We start from the raw sequence: 19931 nt of genomic DNA, 5'->3' as shown, positions 1-19931 counted from the left end.
GTCTGCGACAAAGGTCCCCTTGACGGCAGCTAGCCAAACAAGTACCACTGTCGGTATCACTGGTCGCTGACGAAATGATGCCCACACTGATACAGCCAGTAGCGTACTTCCGAACAGAAGGTACGCGAGAGTTACGATTTCAGCTAGGAGCCCGAGTTCGTGGCTGGGATCTATTCGCAGGTGTGTCCGGTACTGCTTGATTCCCAACCAGCAAACATAGAATCCGGCTAAGCTGAGACCGGTAGAAGGGATTTGATCCCGGAGCGTCCTGCTGATTTCCATGGGCAGAATCTATCCTCTTATTGTGATTTGCACGGCATATGTTTTTTTAATTATGCCTCGTAGCTGATAATGACGGACAGCGGGACAGTCGATAATCGGTCTCTCTCTACCGATGCTGTTGATGTCCGATTAGCTGGATGTATCCGATACTATCACATTCGTATAACAGAAGGAGTCAGGCACCGGTCGGTTGGCTACCTGCGGAAGCCATAGCGTCCACCTGTTTTCTATTGGCACTCTGGGTGGGAAACGACCGGGCCGGCGGGAACACCGAAATCAGTCCTCGATGTCGTCCAGCGCCTCGACGACGCGCTGGATCATCTTCCGCTCGCCGCGTCGGAGATTCTTCGAGACGGCGGGTTTGGACACGCCGAAGTCCTCGGCAAGCGACCCCAGCGTCGCGTCCCGGGGCGACTCGAAGTAGCCCTCGGAGACGGCGGTTTCCAGCGTCTCACGTTCGGTGTCCGAGAGGTCCCGACAGCCGTCGACGAGCGTCATCGCCGCGCCGGCGTTCTGGACAAGGTCCTGAAGCTGTGGGAGCGTCGTCGACGTGCGCTCGACCACGTCGTACTCGTTGTCACGGTCAAGCTCTGAGAGCGTCGTGTCGGCGTCCCGGCCGCGGTCGAATCCAACGTGCCAGGTTTCGCTGCCCGCCTCGATGTGGAACGGGCCCGTGATGTACCCGCCGTTGTCCCTGATGGTCTGCATCGCCGCCGTTTCCTCGATAGTCGTCCGGATGTGGGCGGCGTTGCCCTCGCGGCGCAACAGCGCACAGTCGTTCATGTTCCCGTGGGCCTGCAAGCTGTCCAGCCCCATGTCGAGTACCCCCGGGTCCTCGGCTTCGACGACCATCCGCGTCTCCAACTCCCGCGCCCGCTGGTCGAAGTCCCAGTGTACGGCTGCAAAGGCGACATCGTGGTCTGCCGTCGTGTCGATGAATGGGCAGTCGTACTGCTCCATGTCCAGGGCGATATCTATCATTGGCAGTCCACTGTATCATATGTGATTTGTGTGATACGGTAAAGAATCCCACGATTAATAATAGCTATTTCCCGCAACCGGATTCTTCACGAACGTCTATCCCTGATACACCGTTTCAATAGTGTTTTAGGGCTCGGTTCTGGAGGAAGTGGTATGACTTTGCACGCCAGAGAGATTAACCAGGACGTACGGGAGTTGGGTGCGCTCCTGGGCGAAGTGCTGGAGGCACAAACGTCGACCGAGGCGTTCGAAACGGTGGAGACTATTCGGAACTCGTGTATCGACTACCGGCGCGGTGACGCCGAGACGCGGGACGAAGTCCACCGAGCGCTGAACCGACTGAACCCGGAGACCCAGGATATCGTCGCACGCGCGTTTACGACCTATTTCGAACTTATCAATCTCGCCGAGGAGCGCGAACGGGTCCGCGAAATCCGAGAGGGGAGCGAGGAGGGTGTACTGGCCGACAGCGTCGAGGAAGCCGTCCGGGACCTGGCCGAACGCGGCGCAGACCCGGAGGAGTTCGAGCAGGTGCTCGAAGACGTTCTCATCCAGCCCACGTTCACGGCTCACCCCACTGAGGCCCGCCGGAAGACGGTGAAGGCGAAGCTCCGGTCAGTGGCCCGTGACATCGAACGACTTGACGAGCGGCGGCTCACGGACCGCGAGCAGAAACGCATCGAGCGCAACCTCGACGCCGAAGTGACGAGCCTCTGGCAGACCCCGCAGGTCCGGGACCGCCGGCCGGAGGTCACCGACGAGGCGTTGAACGTCCAGTGGTACCTCGAAAACGTCCTGTTCGACGTCATCGACGAGGTGTACGACGAACTCGAACACACCCTCGAAGACGTGTACGACGAGGACATCGACATCGACACCCTCTACGAATTCCGCTCGTGGGCCGGCTCTGACCGCGACGGCAATCCGTTCGTCACCACCGAGGTGACCGAGGAGACGCTGGAGCGCCAGCGCGAAACCGTCCTGCCGCTGTACCGCAACAAGCTCAAGGAACTCTCCGGCGTTCTGAGCCAGGACGCCTCGAACATCGCGACCGATGCGGTGTTCAACGAACGACTGGACCGTCACAAGTCCAGGCTGCCCGGCATCGCCACGGAGGCCGAGGACCGGTATCCGGACGAACCCTACCGGCAGAAGCTCCGGCTGATGCGTGAATCCGTCATCCGGGTCAGCGACGTTCGCCAGGGCGGCTACGAGAACGACGAGGAACTGCTGACCGACCTCCGCGTCATCGCCGACAGTCTCCGTGAGAACGACGCCGAGGTCATCGCCGAGGCCCACGTCGACCCGCTGATCCGCAAGGTCGAGACGTTCGGTTTCAACCTCGCCAGCCTCGACCTGCGCGACCACCGGAAGATGCACACCGATGCCATCGCCGAATCCGTCGAGCGCGAGGGCATCGACTACGCCGGCATGGACGAAGACGAGCGTGTCGAGTTCCTGACCGAGGCTATCCTCCAGGACAACCCCGTCATCGACATGGAAGACACCGAGGGGCTCTCGGAGGACGCCACCCGCGTCCTCGACCGCTTCCGCGCGGCCGCCGACTGGCAAAACGAGTTCGGCATCGACGCTATCGACACCTACGCCATCTCCTGGTGTGAAGAACCAAGTCACGCCCTTGAGGTCCTGTTTCTCGCCGACCAGGTCGACATCGTCGACCTGCCCGGTTACTGCGGGTTCGACGTGGTGCCGCTGCTGGAATCGGAGTACGCCCTCTCCGGAGCCCGCCGCATCATGGGCACGCTGTTCGAGAACGAGGCCTACTCCCAGGCTCTTGAGGCCCGGGACAACATCCAGGAGATCATGCTGGGCTACTCCGACTCGAACAAGGAGAACGGCTTCCTCGCCGCCAACTGGTCGCTGTACAACAACCAGAAACGACTGGCGGACATCACCGATGACTACGACGTGGAGATGCGCCTGTTCCACGGCCGCGGCGGCTCCATCTCCCGCGGCGGCGGCCCGATGAACGACGCCATGCTGGCCCTGCCGAACGAGACAGTGACCGGTCAGATAAAGTTCACCGAGCAGGGCGAGGCCATCGCCGAGAAGTACGCCAACCACGACATCGCCGAGCGCAACCTCGAACAGATGCTCAACGCCCAGATCCGGGCGCGGAAAAACGCCATTGAGGAGCCCGTCGAGGAGATTCCCGACGAGTGGGAGGAGGCGATGGAGACAGCGTCCGACGCCGCCCGCAACGAGTACCAGGACCTGCTCGAAACGGACGGCTTCGTCGAGTTCTTCGAGCAGGCGACGCCGATCACCGTCATCGAGAACCTCAACATGGGCTCGCGGCCGGCCTCCCGAAGCGAGGACCGCAGTGTCGAGGATCTCCGGGCCATCCCGTGGGTGTTCTCCTGGACGCAGGCCCGATGTATCATCCCCGGCTGGTACTCTATCGCGACCGGACTGGACGCCTACCTCGAAAACGGCGGCGACATGGAAACGCTACAGGAGATGTACGAGAACTGGCCGTTCTTCCGGACGAAGCTCGACAACGCGTCGCTGGCGCTCGCCCGTACTGACCTCGAAATCGCCGAGGAGTACGCCGACCTGGCCGACCCCGAACTCCGCGAGCGCATCTACCCGCGTATCGTCGAGGAGTACGAGGACACCGTCGAGAAGGTGCTCGAAATCACCGGGCAGGACGGCCTGCTCTCGCGTGAGTGGCTGCAGGAGAACCTCGAGCGCCGGAACCCCTACGTCGACCCGCTGAACCTGTTGCAGGTCCGCCTGCTCAAGCAGTCCCACCGAACCGATACCGAGCGCCGGACGCTGCGGCTGACCGTCCAAGGTATCGCGGCCGGGATGAAAAACACCGGGTGAGGCACTGATCGACACTGGGTGCGGCATCGTGCGAACGACTTACTACAAAAGTAGTACCCATCGAAGGATTTAGGCGTCTTCCCCCGGAGTAGCCGGTATGGCACTCGAAACTGTTCTTCTTGCAGTTGGACCAAACGACGCCGACCGAATCGACGAACTCGCCGACGCCGTGCTCGATATCGCGAGCCCGGCCGGCGCGACAGTCATCGTCGCACACGTATTCACCGACGACCAGTACGACGGCGTCGTCGACAGGCTCGAATTCGAATCGACCGGCGAAGCCGACCCCGACGAGGTCGCCGACCGCCACACAACCGTCCGGGAACTCGTCTCGCGGTTCGACGACGCCGGGCTGTCGACACAGGTGCGCGGTGCCGTGGGCAACCACGGCGAGCAGATCGTCAGCCTCGCCGAGGCCACGCAGTCGGACCTCGTCGTCGTCGGCGGCCGCAAGCGCTCGCCGACCGGGAAGGCCGTCTTCGGTTCCACCGCACAGGAAGTCATGCTGAACGCGCCGTGTCCGGTCACGTTCGTCCGCGGCGAGGACTAAGACCGCAGAAACCGAGTTTTTCAGTTACTCCACCAGCGCGGCTTCGAGGAGTTCGAGCGGATGTCGGATCTCGTAGCCGCTGCCGTGTTCCATCTGCATCGCGCAGGTCGGACACTCGGTCATACCGGTTTCGCCCTCGGCGTGGTCCATGTGCTCGAACATCTCCTCGCCGATCTCCATGGACTTCTCGTACTTCTCTTCCTTCCAGCCGTAGGTCCCCGAGATGCCGGAACAGGAGTCGCCCACGTCCTCGACTTCGACGCCGTCGAGATCGCGGAATAGTTCGACGGCCTGGCGGTCTAGTCCTTGATTGCGCGAGTGACACGGCGCGTGGTAGGCGAACTCCTCGGCGAGGTCGCCGTCAACGTCGGCCGCCTGCACCTCGCCCTTGAGGTCTTCGTGAATGCGGAGGTACTCGACGGCCTCGAAGGTGTTCTCGGCGACCTTGTCGATGCCGTCGATGTCGAACAGTTCGGGGTACTCCTGTCGGAGCGCCATCGAACACGAGGTACAGGAGGCAATGGCGTGGTATCCCTCGTCGACGAGTTCGGACATCGACGAGACGTTCGTCTCGGCGTGGCGGCGGGCGTCGTCGAGCATCCCGTTTGCGAACATCGGCGTCCCCGAACACTTCTGCTCGGGTGCGACGACCTCGTAGCCGAACTCCTCGAACACCCGGACCGTCGCCTTGCCGACTTCCGGCGTGTTGTAGTTGGAGTAGCAGCCGTGGAAGTACGCCACTTTCTTCTCGGCGTCCTCGGGGAGGCCGCGGCGCTTGCGGGCGGCTCTCGCGTTCTCCCGTGATTGGGCCTGACCGCCGCGGTCGGCCCACCAATCGCGGAAGGTCTGTTTCGCGAAGGCGGGGAAGTCACGCTCGCTGGTGATACCCATCGTCTTTTCCATGACCCAGCGGGCCGGCCCGAAGTTCATCGCGAAGTTTGCGAGTCGGGGGACCTTGCTCGCCAGGAACGCGGAGGTGCGGTAGTTCGCGAGGATGCGGTTGCGGATGTACTCGACGGAGAGTTTGTCCATCTGCTCGCTGACGTACTCCCCGCGGGCGGTGTTGTGCATCTGGCTGAGCGGGACGCCCGACGGGCAGGCGTTGTCACAGCGCATGCAGTTCGAGCAGTCCATCACCGAGTCGTCGATCTCGTGATCGTCGTCGGACTGCTTGAGCCGCCACTGCTCGGGGCCCTGGAACTTCGGGCCGGGGAAGTCGTCGTCGACCTCCGCGACGGGGCAGTTCGTGTCGCAAGTCGAGCATTTGTAACAGGAGTCCGCGCCGGGTCGGAGGTCGAAGTCGTCGCTGTCGGGGAAGACATCGACGGGTTCGAACTCCTCGCCTGTGTTCGGTGCAACCGGGTCAAAGTCTGGTGGGGTTTCAGCGTCGCTCATCGTGCCTCCTGTGCGGCGCGCTGGCCCGCCGCGTAGCCTGTCGCAATCGAGACGCCGCTGCCGGACTTCTCGGCGGCGAAATCGTAGCCGCCAAGCACTGAGCCGGCGGCGCGTAAGTTCTCGAACTCTCGGTCGTCGCTCGCATCGAGGGGCCGCAGGTCGTCGTCGGTCGCCACGCCGTAGCGGGCGAACTCGTGGTCGCCGAACAGTTCACCCTCGAACCAGTCATAGCGGTCCGCGGCGTGGGGGATGTGGCAGTCGAACACCGGTTCGTACACGCCCTCGCGGTCGGATTCGACGCCCTTGCCGACGAAGCCGCCGGTCGCGAGGACGTACTGGTCGGCGCTGTTGGGTATCTTCGCGCCGTTCTTCTCGATGAACACTTTCTCGATACGGTCATCGCCCTCGAAATCGACGACCGGATTACCGGTTTCGATGCTTGCGCCGGCCTCGTCCAGCGCCGAGAACAGCGCGTCCTCCAGTCGGAGGCCGGGTAGCGACGGCGGCCCCATCGGGACCTCGAACACGTCGACGCCGAGGTGGTCGCCCAGTGCATCACGGATCGCACCGGGGTTGTCGTCGCCGAGAATCGCCGGGAAGCCGACCCGCTCTTCGTCCTCCAGCAACGGGTTCACGCGCTGGGCGAGCGCCTCGCGGGCCGGGACCATTCGCCCGCGAACTGCCACCTCGCTGTTGGTATCGAGCAGTTTTGCGTACCGCGTGACCTTCGCGTCCGCGCGCAGGTCGCCCGGGAACCGGATGGTCTCGCCGCGGACATCGAATGGCACGCCCGTTGCGTCGAGATGGGCGGCGACGTGCGGGGCGTCGAAGTCGACCATTTCCTCGATGCCGACTAGCAGCGTGTCCCGGGTATCGCTGGCGAGGCCGGCGCTGGCCCCGGCCGGGTAGCGGGCGGTCGGTTTGATACTCCCGCCGTGGGTCGGCAGGAGCGCGTTCGCGTCCGTGTGGTCGCCTTCGTAGGTCGGGACCGCGTCGTCGAACAGCGACAGCGCGTCCCTGACTGTCTGGACGCCGACTTTCCGGTACGGATGCTCCGCCGGCAGGGTCGGAATCGCCTCGTACGGGTCAGTCAGCGGGCCGTCGCCGTCCGGTGTGTAGCCGAGCACGTCTACCAGACCCGACGCCTGCCGGAGCGTGCTCTGTTTGTAGGAGACCAGTCGCACGTCGGCTCCCTCACGAGCGGCCGCCAGCGCGCTGGTCAGCCCGCCGAGGCCGCCGCCGATGACGAGTACCTCCGACTCAATAGCCATTTGTCCCTCCGTCGGCGGCTACGTCCGCGCTGTCGACGCTACCGCCTGTTTGCCCGCGGCCAGAGTCGAACGAGGAGAAATCGACCGGGTCGCCGTCCGCCGGGTCCTGATCCCGGTTCTGCGTGGTGGCGTGCAGCGCGTAGTTCAGCGCGGCCTGGGAGAGCTGTTCGCCCCAGAGGGCGTGTCGCTGGCCCTTCCAGCGCTCCTGTAGCAGTTCGTCCCAGGCTTCGCGGACGACCGGCTCGTCGTACTCCGAGTGGAGTTCGCTCGCCATCCGGTGCGAGCAGAAGCCACCCTGACAGTTCCCCATCGACGCGCGGGTACGGATACGGACGGCGTTGAGGTCCGGGCCGGACCCCTCGATGGCGTCCTGAATCTCGGCCCGGGTGACGCCCTCGCACTCACAGACCGTCGGGTTCGGCCCATCGGTCTTGAGCACCTCGTCGGCCCGGGAGCCGAGCCGTTCGACGCTCCGGCGACCGATTGGCGAGCGGAGCCCGAACTCGTCCATGTAGTCCCGCAGCACCGAGAAGTCCTCGCTGCCGGGCAGGGGCACGTCGGCGGTCCGGCAGTCGGCGTCGATGCCGAACTTCCCACAGACGTGGTCGGCGATCTGCTCGCCCATCATCCGGTAGGTAGTGAACTTCCCGCCGACGATGCTGGTCATGCCGGGCAGGTCGTCGCGCTCGTCGTGATCGAGCAGGAAGAAGTCACGCGTGATGTCCGTCGGGTCGTCGCTGCCGACGTCCGGCGGTTCGTACAGCGGGCGAACGCCCCAGAACGAGCGGATGGTTCGCGCCTCGTCGAGCATCGGAATCAGCTCCGAGAGGGTGTCGATCATCATGTCGACTTCCCACTGTTCTTCGGGGTAGTCCTCGGGGTCCTCGACTTCCTCGTCGGTCGTGCCCAGAATCGCAGTGGTCTCGTGGGGCACGACAATATCTGCGTCGCCCTTGGGCCGACAGCGGTTGATGACGGTGTCGACCTGGCGGATGTTCATGATGGTCATGACGCCCTTGGAGGGGCGGACTTCGATATCGAGTCCGGCCATGTCGCCGATGCGACCGGCCCATGCTCCCGTCGCGTTCACGACGTAATCGGCGCGGATCTGTTCGGTTCCGCCCTCCGTGCCGTGGACGCGTTTTCCGGGGCCGGAGTCGTGTTCGACCTCGATGCCGACAACCTCGCCGCTCTCGACGAGGAGGTCGGTCACTTTGGAGTGTGTCTCGATGCGTGCGCCGTGTTCCTGTGCGCTCGCGGCGTTCGCGACGACTAGCCGGAACGGGTCGATGGCCCCGTCGGGAACGCTGATTGCCTTGTCGATGTCTTTCGCCAGGTGGGGTTCCATCGCCCGAGCCTCCTCGCCGGAGACGACTTCCGCGGGAATCCCGCACTCCTCACAGCCGTTGAGCTTCTTCTGGAAGTACTCTTCAGAGTCCTCAGGTCGCTTGACGAACAGGCCACCGGTCATTTCGACGCAGTGACTGGCGATGTCTCGGAGGACGCGGTTCTCCTCGATACACTCGGTCGCACTGGCCTGGTCCGAAACGGCGTATCGCCCGCCGCTGTGGAGCAGCCCGTGCATCCGACCCGTGGTCCCGTGGGTCAGGTTTCCCTGTTCTACCAGGGTCACGTCGAGCCCGCGCATCGCGAGGTCCCGCGCGATGCCCGCCCCAGTCGAGCCGCCACCGATGACGGCGATGTGTGGTGTCGGTCCCATCTATCTTTCCGTGGGTTTGGAGCGCATACACTTCACTTTACCGTTGCTGGTGCTTGGGCAGTAAATTTTCTATGTAATCATGAGGAATCCCGGTGACACCCACTGTTAATCGGAAACGCACACCACATTATTTTTTACTGATTGGTCAAGGCAGTGGTTGAACATATTCTCTCAAATTCGAGAGATAACTCCACATTTTCAATTACTGACGTACTACAGACGACGTTGCAGGATAGAAACCGCGCTCACGGATTAATTATCACTCCTACCGTTTCGACAGTAACTATTATATATTTTGATAGTGGACTATTCCCGAGAACGTGTTGGCCGTTCGGCCAACGGGAGCGACAATGAGTAAATGGAACCCACTTGATTCAGAAGACGGCCCGCCTGACGGGGAACGCACCGACGGCGGCGTCACAGAGGGGCGGGACGGAAACGAGTCGGAGACTGAACCGCCGTCAGCAGAAGCCCTCCAGAAGGACACAGAGACCGGAAACGGTCCTGAACAGGCGGAGCTGGAAGCACGATGTGAGCAACTGGCGGCGGAACTCGAACAAGAGCGGGCGGAACGTGAAGCGCTCGAAACCGCTGTCGACCGTCTCACTTCTGTTGCCAGGGCGAACGCCGACGGCGACCTCACTGCGAAACCGGGGCAGCCACCAGCTGAGGCAGCTGAGCCGCTGTACGACGCATACAGTGAACTGCTCCGGGAATGGACCGACACCGTCGACCGGATGGCGTCGTTCAGCGAGCAGGTGACCGCCGCAACGGAACAGGTCGACACCCGTCTCGGGTCGGTCAAGTCCGCCAGCCGGGACGTGAGTGGCGCTGTCGGAGAGATTTCGACCGGGTCGGACGAGCAACGCGACGAGATACAGTCGATCTCCGACGAGATGCGGAACCTCTCGGCGACGATCGAGGAGATAGCGAGCGCCGCAAACGAGGTCGCGGACATGTCAGGCGAAGCCAGCGTTCGAGGCGAATCCGCACTGGAGTCGGCGTCCTCGGCGATGACGACGCTCGACCGGTTGACCGACAACGCCGAAGCGACCGTCGACAAGGTCGAGCAACTGAACGACCTGCTGTCGGACATCGAGGAGATTGTGGGTTTCATCACGGACGTCGCGGACCAGACCAACATGCTGGCGCTGAACGCCAACATCGAGGCTGCCCGAGCAGGCGAATCCGGCGACGGGTTCGCCGTCGTCGCAGAGGAGGTCAAATCGCTCGCGACCGAGACGAAGGAGGCGACCGACGAGATCGCAGCCTCCATTCAGGAGGTCCACGAACAGGCCGACACGACGGTTTCGGAGATGTACGATACGCGGGAGAGTGTCGAAGACACCCGCTCGTCAGTCGCCAGCGCGCTCGATGAACTGGATTCTGTCGTCTCGATGGTCGAGGAGGTCGATTCGAGCGTCCAGGAGATCGACGATGCGACGGATACGCAGGCCGACTCCACGCAAGAAGTCGTGTCGATGGTCGACGACGTCGAGGACATCAGCGCCCGGACGGCCGAAGAGGCGGCTATCGCCGCCGACGCCGCAGCGGACCAGACGACGGAACTCGCAGAGGTCTCGACGCGGGTGTCGACGCTCACCGAGCGGGCCGAATCACTGGACGCGTCGCTGGATTCCTTCGAACTTGCGACCGGTTCGGCGGCGGCGAACACGGACGGAACCGTCGTCGAGTTCTGGCACGCGATGGGCGGCGAGAAAGCGCTACTGCTTGAAGAACTCGTCCGCGAGTTCGAATCACAGACCGAGGGTATCAGTCTCACACTGCGGTCGAAAGGGAGCTACCGCGGGACCCTCGATGCAACGCTGAACGCCGCCGAAAACGGCGACCCGCCCGCGATCGCACAGATCTTCGAGATCGGCACTACGCGTGCGCGCGACAGTGGACACTTTACGCCAGTCGAGGAACTCCTCCCCGCAACCCACATCGACTCGCTGCTCGACCCGGTGACGAACTACTACCGCTTCGACGGGACACTCCACTCGCTCCCGTTCAACGCGTCGAACCCGGTGATGGCGTACAACCGCGACGCGTTCAGGGAGGCGGGGCTCGATCCCGATTCACCGCCGGAAACCCTCGCTGACGTACGAAGCGCGGCCGAGCAGCTCGTCGACGGGAGAGGCGTGGATACAGGTATCACGTTCGCGAACTACTCGTGGTTCGTCGAACAGTGGTTTGCCGAGGCTGACCAGCTCCTCGTGGACCAGAACAACGGGCGGTCCGGGTCGCCAACGGAGAGCCATCTCGACGGGGAGTTCGCCCACGACTTATTCGAGTGGTGGAAAGGCCTCGAAGCGGACGGACTGTACCACGACCCCGGCATCGAAGCCAGAGGAGCCGCTCGGACTCACTTCGCTGAGGGGAACGCTGCGATGCTGATCGGCTCGACATCGTCGCTGAACAGCATCGAAAGCAGCGCTGACTTCGACGTCGGAACCGGCCGGTTCCCCGTCCTCGACGACCGGACCGGCGTACTCGTCGGCGGTGCGTCCCTCTGGGTCGGTGATGCGGTTTCCGAGGCCGTGCACGACGCGGTCGGCGAGTTCCTCACATGGCTCACCGAACCGGCCCAGCAGCGTCGGTGGCATCAGGAAACCGGGTACTTCCCAGTGCACGCCGATGCGATTCCGCAGCTCCGGTCGGCGGACTGGTTCGAACAGAACCCACACTACAGAACGGCGTTCGACCAGCTCGTCGACACACGCGACACCACGGCGACACGGGGCGCACAGATCGGTCCGTTCGATACGGTGCGAACGATCATCGAAGACGCGGTCGACAGTATGGACGGGCCCGACTCGATCCCGTCCGCGCTCGACCGACTCGACACACAGGTCACGAAACAGCTTGAGCGGTACGATTCTGACCGGTAGCGCCGCCCCGTCCTTTCTTTACTAGCCAAACATCACCATTAGTAATCTTTATAATGGTTCACTATGTTGTTTACTGTCAAGGTGGTAGCTTTCATAAATAAGCTACCTCCACCACGGAGAACACAACAATGGCAGACACATACGTTGGCGCGATCGACCAGGGAACGACTGGCACTCGCTTCATGGTATTCGACCATAGCGGCCAGGTCGTTGCGAACGCCTACGAGAAGCACGAACAGATCTATCCGGAGCCCGGCTGGGTCGAGCACGACCCCGTCGAAATCTGGGAAAACACGCAGGAAGTCGTGACCAAGGGGCTTGCGGATGCAGGTGTCGGTGCCGAACAGCTGGAGGCACTCGGCATCACGAACCAGCGTGAGACGACGATCGTCTGGGACAAAGAGACCGGCAAGCCGGTCCACAACGCGCTGGTCTGGCAGGACCGCCGAACCACCGACCGCGTCGAGGAGATCCAAGAGGAAGACAAGGTCGAGTGGATCCGGGGGAAGACCGGGCTGGAATGTGACGCCTACTTCTCGGCAACCAAGACCGAGTGGATCCTCGACAACGCGGAGCCACTCAAGATGCAGAGCTCGCGCGGCGCTGACCTCCGTGAGCGGGCCGAAGACGGTGAACTCCTGATGGGGACCATCGACGCGTGGCTCATCTACAAGCTCACCGGCAACCACATTACGGACGTCTCGAACGCATCGCGGACGATGCTGTACAACATCCACGACATGGAGTGGGACGAGGAACTCCTCGAAGAGTTCGGCGTCCCGGAGTCCATGGTTCCGGAAGTCCGCCCGTCCTCCGACGAGAGCCTGTACGGACACACCGATGCGGACGGCTTCCTCGAAGAGGAAGTCCCCGTTGCGGGCGCGCTGGGTGACCAGCAGGCCGCACTGTTCGGCCAGACCTGCTTCGACAAGGGTGATGCGAAGAACACCTACGGTACCGGCGCGTTCTATCTGATGAACACCGGTTCCGAAGCAGTCGCCTCCGATAACGGCCTGCTGACGACGATTGGCTTCCAGATGTCCGGTGAACCCGTCCAGTACGCGCTGGAGGGCTCCATCTTCATCGCCGGCGCGGCAATCGAATGGCTCGAAGACGTCGACCTCATCAACAACGCCGCCCAGACAGCGGAACTGGCCCGCTCGGTCGAATCGACCGACGGTGTCTACATGGTGCCGGCCTTCACGGGGCTCGGCGCTCCGCACTGGGACGGCCGCGCCCGCGGGACGATTGTCGGTATGACTCGCGGAACGCGAAAGGAGCACATCGTGCGTGCGACCCTGGAATCCATCGCATACCAGACCCGCGACCTCGCGGAGGCGATGGAGGAAGACTCCGGTGTCGAGATGACGACGCTGCGAGTCGACGGCGGTGCAGTCAAGAACAACTTCCTCTGTCAGCTCCAGTCGGACATCATCCAGACGGATATCGCCCGCCCGCAGGTCGACGAGACCACCGCACTGGGGTCGGCCTATGCGGCCGGTCTCGCCGTCGGGTACTGGGACACCGTCGACGAGCTCCGCGACAACTGGCAGGTCGACAAGGAGTTCTCGCCGGAGATGGACGCCGAGAAGGCAGACAAGATGTACGATCGCTGGGACGACGCCGTCGACCGTTCCCGCGACTGGGCACAGGAGGAATAACAGATGGCAATCGCATTCGGACTCACGGCAGTCGATATGCTCGTCCTCGCCATCGCGGCGTTCGCGGGCGGCGCGTTCGGGGCATCTATCGGTGCACTCCCGGCGTTCTGTTTCACCGGCTTCATGGTGCTTATCGGAGAAGCCGGCAACGTCGTCTCAGAGTCGTTCGTCGGCGGTTCTCCTGACGTCATCGCGGGTGGCGCCGGTGGGTACGGAGCCGGCATCGTCGGCCCGCTGGCCTTCGGTCCCGTGTTCGGGCCACACGTCGCCTTCGCTGGTGGTGTGGCAGCAGCCGCTTACGCCGCGAAGTACGACGGAATGTACGAGCCGGACGACGGTGACTACCACCCGGCGAAGGACATCGCCTACGCCCTCGGTACCCGACCGGACGTCCTCGCCGTCGGTGGTGTGTTCGGCATCCTGGGGATGGCAATCCGGCAGACGTCCGGCGGACTCGGGATTCCAATCGACCCGCCTGCAGCAGGCGTTATCCTGACGGCTGTTATCGCCCGTCTGGCCTTCGGCTACCCGGTTATCGGCCGTGCCCGCGGAAGTGGCCTGCTCGATATGTCGCCGTTCGAGAGCGGAAAGATGCGGTCGAGCAACAGTGAAGAAGTCGCAACGGATGGCGGAGCCATGGCTGCCGAGCGACCGGCTGTCGAGCCGTGGCTGCCACACCAGTACAAGTGGACACACGTCGCAATGCTCGGGCTCATCACCGGCATCCTCGGTGCGTACATCTTCGCGAAGACTGGAAGTCTCTTCCTCCCGTTCGGTATCTCAGCAGCGAGTCTGCTGTTCCTGAACCTCGGCGTGGAGAAATTCCCGGTCACACACCACATGACGCTCCCAGCAACGTTCGTCGCTAGTATGGCGATGACGGATGGAGCGAGCGTCCTAGTCGCGCTCGGACTGGGCGCATTCTTCGGTATCCTGGGTGCGCTGTTCGGTGAGGTCTACCAGCGCATCTTCTACGCGCACTCGGATACGCACTTTGACCCGCCAGCCGCCTCGATCATCACGACGACCCTCATCCTGGGCATTCTGGCACTGGCTGGAGTGTTCACGACGTCCGCAGCGATCCCCCTGCCGTAAGAACTCATACGGCTTTTTATTTACAGGTCCAATCGAATATACACACGATCTAATTTCCAAGCATGGACATCGAAGCGAGAATCAAGCGTCGACAACGCCGGAACGGTGAGCCACGGCTCATTCAGGATTACGAGTCGATCTCACCGGTCGTCCACATAGAGGAGCCGGCTGACCGCGGTCCGGTGCTCGAGCGCCTACTCGACCACCTCGATCCGGTGTTCGATGGGCAGCTTCCGCCGAACGCGTACGTGTACGGCCCCCGTGGTTCAGGGAAGTCCGCAGTTATCACGGCGCTGTTCGCCAATTTAGAACAGCTCCCGACGGAACAACAGGCGATTATCCACACGACGACCCGTGCACAGCCACCGACCTCGCCGTCGTTCGTCTACGTGAACGCCCGAGAGACCGCAAGCGAGTTCGCGTTCTACCATGCAGTGCTGGACTCGCTCGTGGACGAATCGGTGCCGGAACACGGGATCGGGACGGAGACGCTCAAATCCCGACTCCACGAACTGGTACGAGAGCAACGCACGGGCATCGTCATTGCAGTCGACCACATCAGCGAACCGGAGAGCATCCAGGCCCCGGCCCTCGTTGACCTGTTTGCTGGCTTACCGAGCAACGTTAGCTGGCTCGCTATCGGTCGCGACGACCCGTCGACAACGGAACTGACGCGGTACACCGCCGAGTCGATCAGTATCGACCGCTATCAGCGGCAGATGCTCGTCGACGTGTTGATGACCAGAACCTCGAACGGGCTGGCCCAGCAGGGACTTGATCACGGTCAGGCGAGACATATCGCTGACTGGGCCGACGGCAACGCCCACGATGCCCTTGCCGCTTTGTTTATCGCTGCAGAACTGGCCGAGGAACGGGGCCAGGACCGGATCACACAGGCCAACGTCGACGCGGCCATCGCGGAGGTGCCCGACCCCTGTGTTTCGTTGGGCGTCGTCCTCTCCCTGCCGACGAACCGACAGGCCGTTCTCAGGGAACTCATCGACCTGGAGGAGAGCGAACGCTCCTCGGTAACGGCAACGACGGAGGCGATTGCGTCGGCACAATCAGTCGATCTCTCGGCCGGGACGGTCAAACGGTTCCTCTACGAAATGGCCGAATCCGGTGTCGTCGACCGTGTCGAGGCGACGACCACCAACGGACAGGGCCGCCCGCCGAGCCGTGTCGAACCGCGGTTCCCCCCGACGGCCTTCCGGCGGCTGTACGACCTGCAACAGTAGGCCGACGTTTCGCGGTCAGGTCGACGCTTTTCAAACGCGCTGTGACGGGTCACCTGTGCCGCCAGTCAGCGCGGACGCCAGTGCGCCACGGACTACGACGTCGTCACCGAACTGCGTCAACTGGATATCCGGAATGTTCGACATCACCATGTCGTCGAGCCGGTCTCGGATCGGGTCTAGCACCTGCTCGGGGTTGTTGAGCGCAACGGCCCCACCGACGTAGACGACGAGGGGCGCGTACGCGTGGACGATGTTCGCGACGCCGATCGCGTTCCAGTGACAGATCTGGTCGAGGACGTGGGACGCGAACTCGTCTTCGCCGGCATATTCGAAGATATCCGCCGCGGAAAACTCCTCAGTCTCGATCGGGAGCGCCGTCTCGACGGGGTCCTCCCGGTGCAGTTGTGTGGCGTACCGCGGGATGTTCTCGCCCGAACAGTACGCTTCCCAGTGGCCGTCGTGCCCACAGCCACAGGTCATGAACCCATGTGGGTCGATCGTCAAGTGGCCGACTTCTCCAGCGTTGCCGTCCCAGCCTGAGAGGATATTCCCGTCGACAGCGACCCCGGCACCGACCCCGGAGGAGATTGTGAGATACACCATGTCATCGGGGCTCCGGTCCGAGTAGAACCGCTCACCGATGACGCCGGCGTTGGCGTCGTTGTGCAGCGACACCCGCTCGCTGCCGATGAGATTTTCCACCGGCCCGGTCAGCGGAATCCGGTCGATGGTGTCGGGGAGGTTCGCGGGGTTTTCGACGACCCCTTCGGCCAGATCCATCGGACCGAAGGACCCGATACCGGCGGCAACCACGTCTGTGGGGGCGATATCGGCGGCGTCACAGGCCTGTCGGATCGCGTCGAGGACCGCCTCCGTGACCGCGATACCTGCCGGTCCACGCGGTGTCTCAGTTTTGTGTGACGAGAGTATCGAACCCGTCTCGTCACCGATAACAGCCCGAATATGTGTCGCTCCGAGGTCGACCCCTGCGTAAGCGCCCATGCTGGTCGAAGGGTTGCCCCACCGATACTTAACTACACAGATTCTACCGCGGTCAGTAGTCTCGCTCCCTGCCCGAGATGTCCTCTCGGCCAACGGCCTCCTCGTAGACGACGCCGCGCTCGGAGTCTAGCGTGACGGTCGATCCGTCGGAGACAGCATCGGGCAAGTCCGCGTTCGAGATCATCGGAATCGAAAGCTCGCGGGCGACGATGGCCGCGTAGCTCGTGACGCCCTCGTGGGCGTCGATGATGCCCCCGATACGGCTGGTGTCGCCGACGAATTCGCCGTCGAACCCTTCGGGCACTGCCAGAATAGCCCCGTCGGGGACGTTCGAGAGGTCGCCCGGCGACTCCCGGGGCGGCGCTGTCGAAATCCGGTGGACGGGGCCGGTCACCAGGCCGTCGACGATGGACCGACCGCTAGCGACTGTTTCGGCCGCGACGTGGACTTTCAGCATGTTCGCCGTGTTCATCCCCTCCAGTTCAGTCATCATCCCGGAGAGAACGACGACCGTGTCACCGCTGTCCGCGGCTTCGGTGTCGAGAGCCGCCTGCACTGCCGTCTGGATGACGGCATCAGCGCCTTCGGTGGTGTACTCGGTCGTTACGGGTGTGATACCCCACGAGAGCGCGAGCTTCCGGCGGACGCGCTCGCTCGGCGTCGACGCGACGATGGGGATCGAGGGCCGGTACTTGGCCGATTTCAAAGCGGTGTAGCCGGACTCGGACGCGGCGACAATCGCCGACGCCCCGATGTCGCGAGCGAGGAACCGACCGGAGCGCGCGAGCGCGTCTGTCCGGGTGTCACCGGCGTTTGGCACGCGCTGTTCCCGGGACTCGGCGTACTCCTCGCTGCTCTCGACATCGCGGATAATCCGGTCCATCGTCTCGACGACGCGAGCCGGGTGGTCACCGATCGCCGTCTCGCCCGAGAGCATCACTGCATCGGTGCCGTCAAGCACTGCGTTTGCTACGTCTGAGGCCTCCGCGCGGGTCGGCCGCCGGGAGTGGACCATCGAGTCGAGCATCTCGGTGGCCGTGATGACCGGGACGCCGGCCTCGTGACACCGACGGATGATACGCTTTTGAATGATCGGCACGTCTTCGAGCGGGCACTCGACGCCGAGGTCACCGCGGGCAACCATCACGCCGTAGGCCTCGTCGATGATCGAGTCGAGGTTCTCGACGGCCCCGGCCCGTTCGATCTTGGCGATGATCGGGATGTCGACGCCGCGCTCTTCGAGCGCCTGGCTGATCTCGTAGATGTCCTCGCCGTCACGGACGAACGACGCGGCCACGAAATCCGGCTCCTTCTCGGCGGCCACGTCGAGTTCTCGCTCGTCGTTTGCCGTAATCGTCGGCAGGTCGAGTTCGACGCCGGGAACGTTGACACCCTTGCGGGCGGCCAGTTCACCGCCGTTCTCGACGGTCGCAAACACCGTGTCGTCCTCGACACGTTCGACAGTCGTCTCGATGCGTCCGTCGTCAAGCAACACCCGGTCGCCCGGCTCGACCGCCGTGATCGACTGCGAGAGGCCGACCTCCTCGGGCGTCGCGTCGTCGCCGACGACGTAGCGGATGGTGGACCCCTCCGTGAGCTGAATCGGCTCGTCGATCTCCGCGGTCCGGACTTCCGGCCCAGGCATATCGAGCATGGCCGCGACCGGTTCCTCGACCGCCTCGTCTACCTCGCGGATGCGATCGATCATTTCACGGCGGTGTTCCGGCGAACCGTGGCTCGCGTTCAGTCTGGCAACAGACATACCGGCCTTTGCAAGTGACGCGATGTCGTCGACCGAGTCCGACGCAGGGCCGAGGGTACAGACAATCTTTGCGCTACGCATTGTGACCTCCGTCTCTGGGGAGCCACAGTTTACAGCGTTCATAGTTAATCATACCCTGCCGTTCCCCGCGAAGGGATAAGAACCTTGCTGGACGGCGTAGCTACCGGGAAATCGCTTCCGTGTCGCCACTGAGAATCGAACGGATCTCGTCGGGTGACACGACGGCAATGTCACCCGGAATCGTCCGTTTGAGTGCGGCTGTCGCAGCACCCCAGGCGAGCCCGTCCGCGACGCTGCCACCGGAGAGATACTGCGAGAGGAAGCCGCCGACGAAGGAGTCGCCGGTCCCGACCGGATGGGCGTCGGTCGACTCGAACGTCGGTTGCTCCGTTACAGCCCCGTCGGCAAGCGCGAGCGCCCCGTCGCTGCCACGGGTGATTACTGTTGCTTCGAACCCGTACTCGGCGGCGAGGTCCCGGGCAATCGTTTCCGCATCACCGGTCCGGTCCAACACGACGTTCGCGTCGCGTTCGGCGACGACGAGTACGTCGACAGACGGGAATAGCCCGGTCAGGACCGAGCGGGCTTCCGCCGGCGTCCAGAGCTTCGAGCGGTAGTTCAGATCGAGGCTCGTGGTCGTGCCCGCGTCCTGTGCGAGCGAGAGGAGGTCAGCAGTGGTCGATTCGAGCGTCTCTGAGAGCGCCGGTGTGATACCCGAGGTGTGGAATCCCGCGGCGTCCGCGATGGTCTCCGTCGGAAGCTCCCCCGGTGTGGCGGTCGTGACACTGGCGCTCTGGCGATCGTAGATAACATCGTTGCCCCGCGGTGGACTACCCTGCTCCAGATAGTAGGTTCCCTGTCGGGCGCTGTCCGAGTCGTCCCAGGCGACATCGACCGATACGCCATGGTGTTTGAGTTCTCCCGTGACTCGGCGACCAACCGGTGAGTCGGGGAGCTTTGAGGCCCACAATGCATCGAGCCCAAGCCGTTGAGCAGCGACCGCGACGTTTGACTCCGCACCAGCCGCCCTGACGGTGTACTGGTCTGCAGTCTCCAGTCGCTCGTCGTCAGGTGGCGACAACCGCAACATCGTCTCACCGAACGTAACTAACTCCGTCATATCCGACGTTGCTCACTGGCTGGGTATAAATCCCGGAGAACCCGTCGTCTAACGGACCTGTTAATTACACCTTACTGGGGTGGAGGGCG

At 63.3% G+C, this 19931-nt stretch carries 13 protein-coding genes; 6 read left to right on the top strand and 7 right to left on the bottom strand.

All coding sequences use genetic code 11. The features are described from left to right. Positions 1–558: 558 nt before the first annotated feature. Complete coding sequence (locus AV929_RS07965) at positions 559–1263, bottom strand: helix-turn-helix domain-containing protein (RefSeq protein ID WP_064287939.1); 705 nt, start codon at positions 1261–1263, stop codon at positions 559–561. Between the two features lie 153 nt (positions 1264–1416). On the opposite strand from AV929_RS07965, the gene ppc reads away from it, so the two are divergent. Then, entirely contained in the window at positions 1417–4113 is a 2697-nt protein-coding gene (gene ppc, locus AV929_RS07960; RefSeq protein ID WP_064287938.1) for a phosphoenolpyruvate carboxylase, read from the top strand. A 97-nt stretch (positions 4114–4210) separates the two neighbouring features. After that, complete coding sequence (locus AV929_RS07955) at positions 4211–4663, top strand: universal stress protein (RefSeq protein ID WP_008309612.1); 453 nt, start codon at positions 4211–4213, stop codon at positions 4661–4663. Positions 4664–4687: 24 nt separating this feature from the next. On the opposite strand, the gene AV929_RS07950 is transcribed toward AV929_RS07955, so the two are convergent. The 3 genes from AV929_RS07950 to glpA are packed head-to-tail and all read right to left on the bottom strand — an operon-like array spanning position 4688 to position 9049. Beyond that, positions 4688–6058 (bottom strand): anaerobic glycerol-3-phosphate dehydrogenase subunit C, encoded by a 1371-nt coding sequence (locus tag AV929_RS07950; RefSeq protein WP_064287937.1) that lies wholly within the window; start codon positions 6056–6058, stop codon positions 4688–4690. Further along, a complete protein-coding gene (gene glpB, locus AV929_RS07945) occupies positions 6055–7329 on the bottom strand; it encodes a glycerol-3-phosphate dehydrogenase subunit GlpB (RefSeq protein ID WP_064287936.1) in 1275 nt (424 codons plus the stop codon). Before glpB ends, AV929_RS07950 begins: the two co-directional genes overlap by 4 nt. After that, positions 7319–9049: an anaerobic glycerol-3-phosphate dehydrogenase subunit GlpA gene (gene glpA, locus AV929_RS07940; RefSeq protein WP_064287935.1), complete on the bottom strand. Its 1731-nt coding sequence runs from the start codon at positions 9047–9049 to the stop codon at positions 7319–7321. The genes glpB and glpA overlap by 11 nt, the downstream gene beginning before the upstream one ends. Before the next feature lie 350 nt (positions 9050–9399). On the opposite strand from glpA, the gene AV929_RS07935 reads away from it, so the two are divergent. The 4 genes from AV929_RS07935 (at position 9400) to AV929_RS07920 (ending at position 15937) form a co-directional block, all read left to right on the top strand. Further along, positions 9400–11943, top strand: a complete 2544-nt coding sequence (locus AV929_RS07935; protein ID WP_064287934.1) for an extracellular solute-binding protein — start codon at positions 9400–9402, stop codon at positions 11941–11943. Between the two features lie 128 nt (positions 11944–12071). Beyond that, positions 12072–13604: a glycerol kinase GlpK gene (glpK, locus tag AV929_RS07930; RefSeq protein ID WP_064287933.1), complete on the top strand. Its 1533-nt coding sequence runs from the start codon at positions 12072–12074 to the stop codon at positions 13602–13604. A 3-nt stretch (positions 13605–13607) separates the two neighbouring features. Further along, the gene (locus tag AV929_RS07925; RefSeq protein ID WP_064287932.1) at positions 13608–14699 is read left to right on the top strand and encodes a hypothetical protein; all 1092 of its coding nucleotides are present in this window, start codon (positions 13608–13610) and stop codon (positions 14697–14699) included. A gap of 62 nt (positions 14700–14761) precedes the next feature. Then, positions 14762–15937, top strand: a complete 1176-nt coding sequence (locus tag AV929_RS07920) for a Cdc6/Cdc18 family protein (protein ID WP_064287931.1) — start codon at positions 14762–14764, stop codon at positions 15935–15937. A 30-nt stretch (positions 15938–15967) separates the two neighbouring features. Here AV929_RS07920 and AV929_RS07915 read toward each other — a convergent pair whose 3' ends face one another. The 3 genes from AV929_RS07915 to kdgK1 form a co-directional block, all read right to left on the bottom strand. Next, positions 15968–16939: an ROK family protein gene (locus AV929_RS07915; protein ID WP_014040130.1), complete on the bottom strand. Its 972-nt coding sequence runs from the start codon at positions 16937–16939 to the stop codon at positions 15968–15970. 52 nt (positions 16940–16991) lie between these two features. Beyond that, positions 16992–18782 carry a pyruvate kinase gene (gene pyk / locus AV929_RS07910; protein ID WP_014040129.1) on the bottom strand — a complete coding sequence of 597 codons (1791 nt, stop codon included), beginning with the start codon at positions 18780–18782 and terminating at the stop codon, positions 16992–16994. A gap of 100 nt (positions 18783–18882) precedes the next feature. Beyond that, on the bottom strand, positions 18883–19842 hold the full coding sequence (gene kdgK1 / locus AV929_RS07905) for a bifunctional 2-dehydro-3-deoxygluconokinase/2-dehydro-3-deoxygalactonokinase (RefSeq protein WP_014040128.1): 960 nt from the start codon (positions 19840–19842) through the stop codon (positions 18883–18885). Between the last annotated feature and the right edge of the window lie 89 nt (positions 19843–19931).

The organism is Haloarcula sp. K1 (assembly GCF_001647155.1).
GTDB lineage: Archaea > Halobacteriota > Halobacteria > Halobacteriales > Haloarculaceae > Haloarcula > Haloarcula hispanica.
The sequence above is the reverse complement of the archived record's forward strand: the minus strand, read 5'-3'. Positions and strand labels throughout refer to the sequence as shown.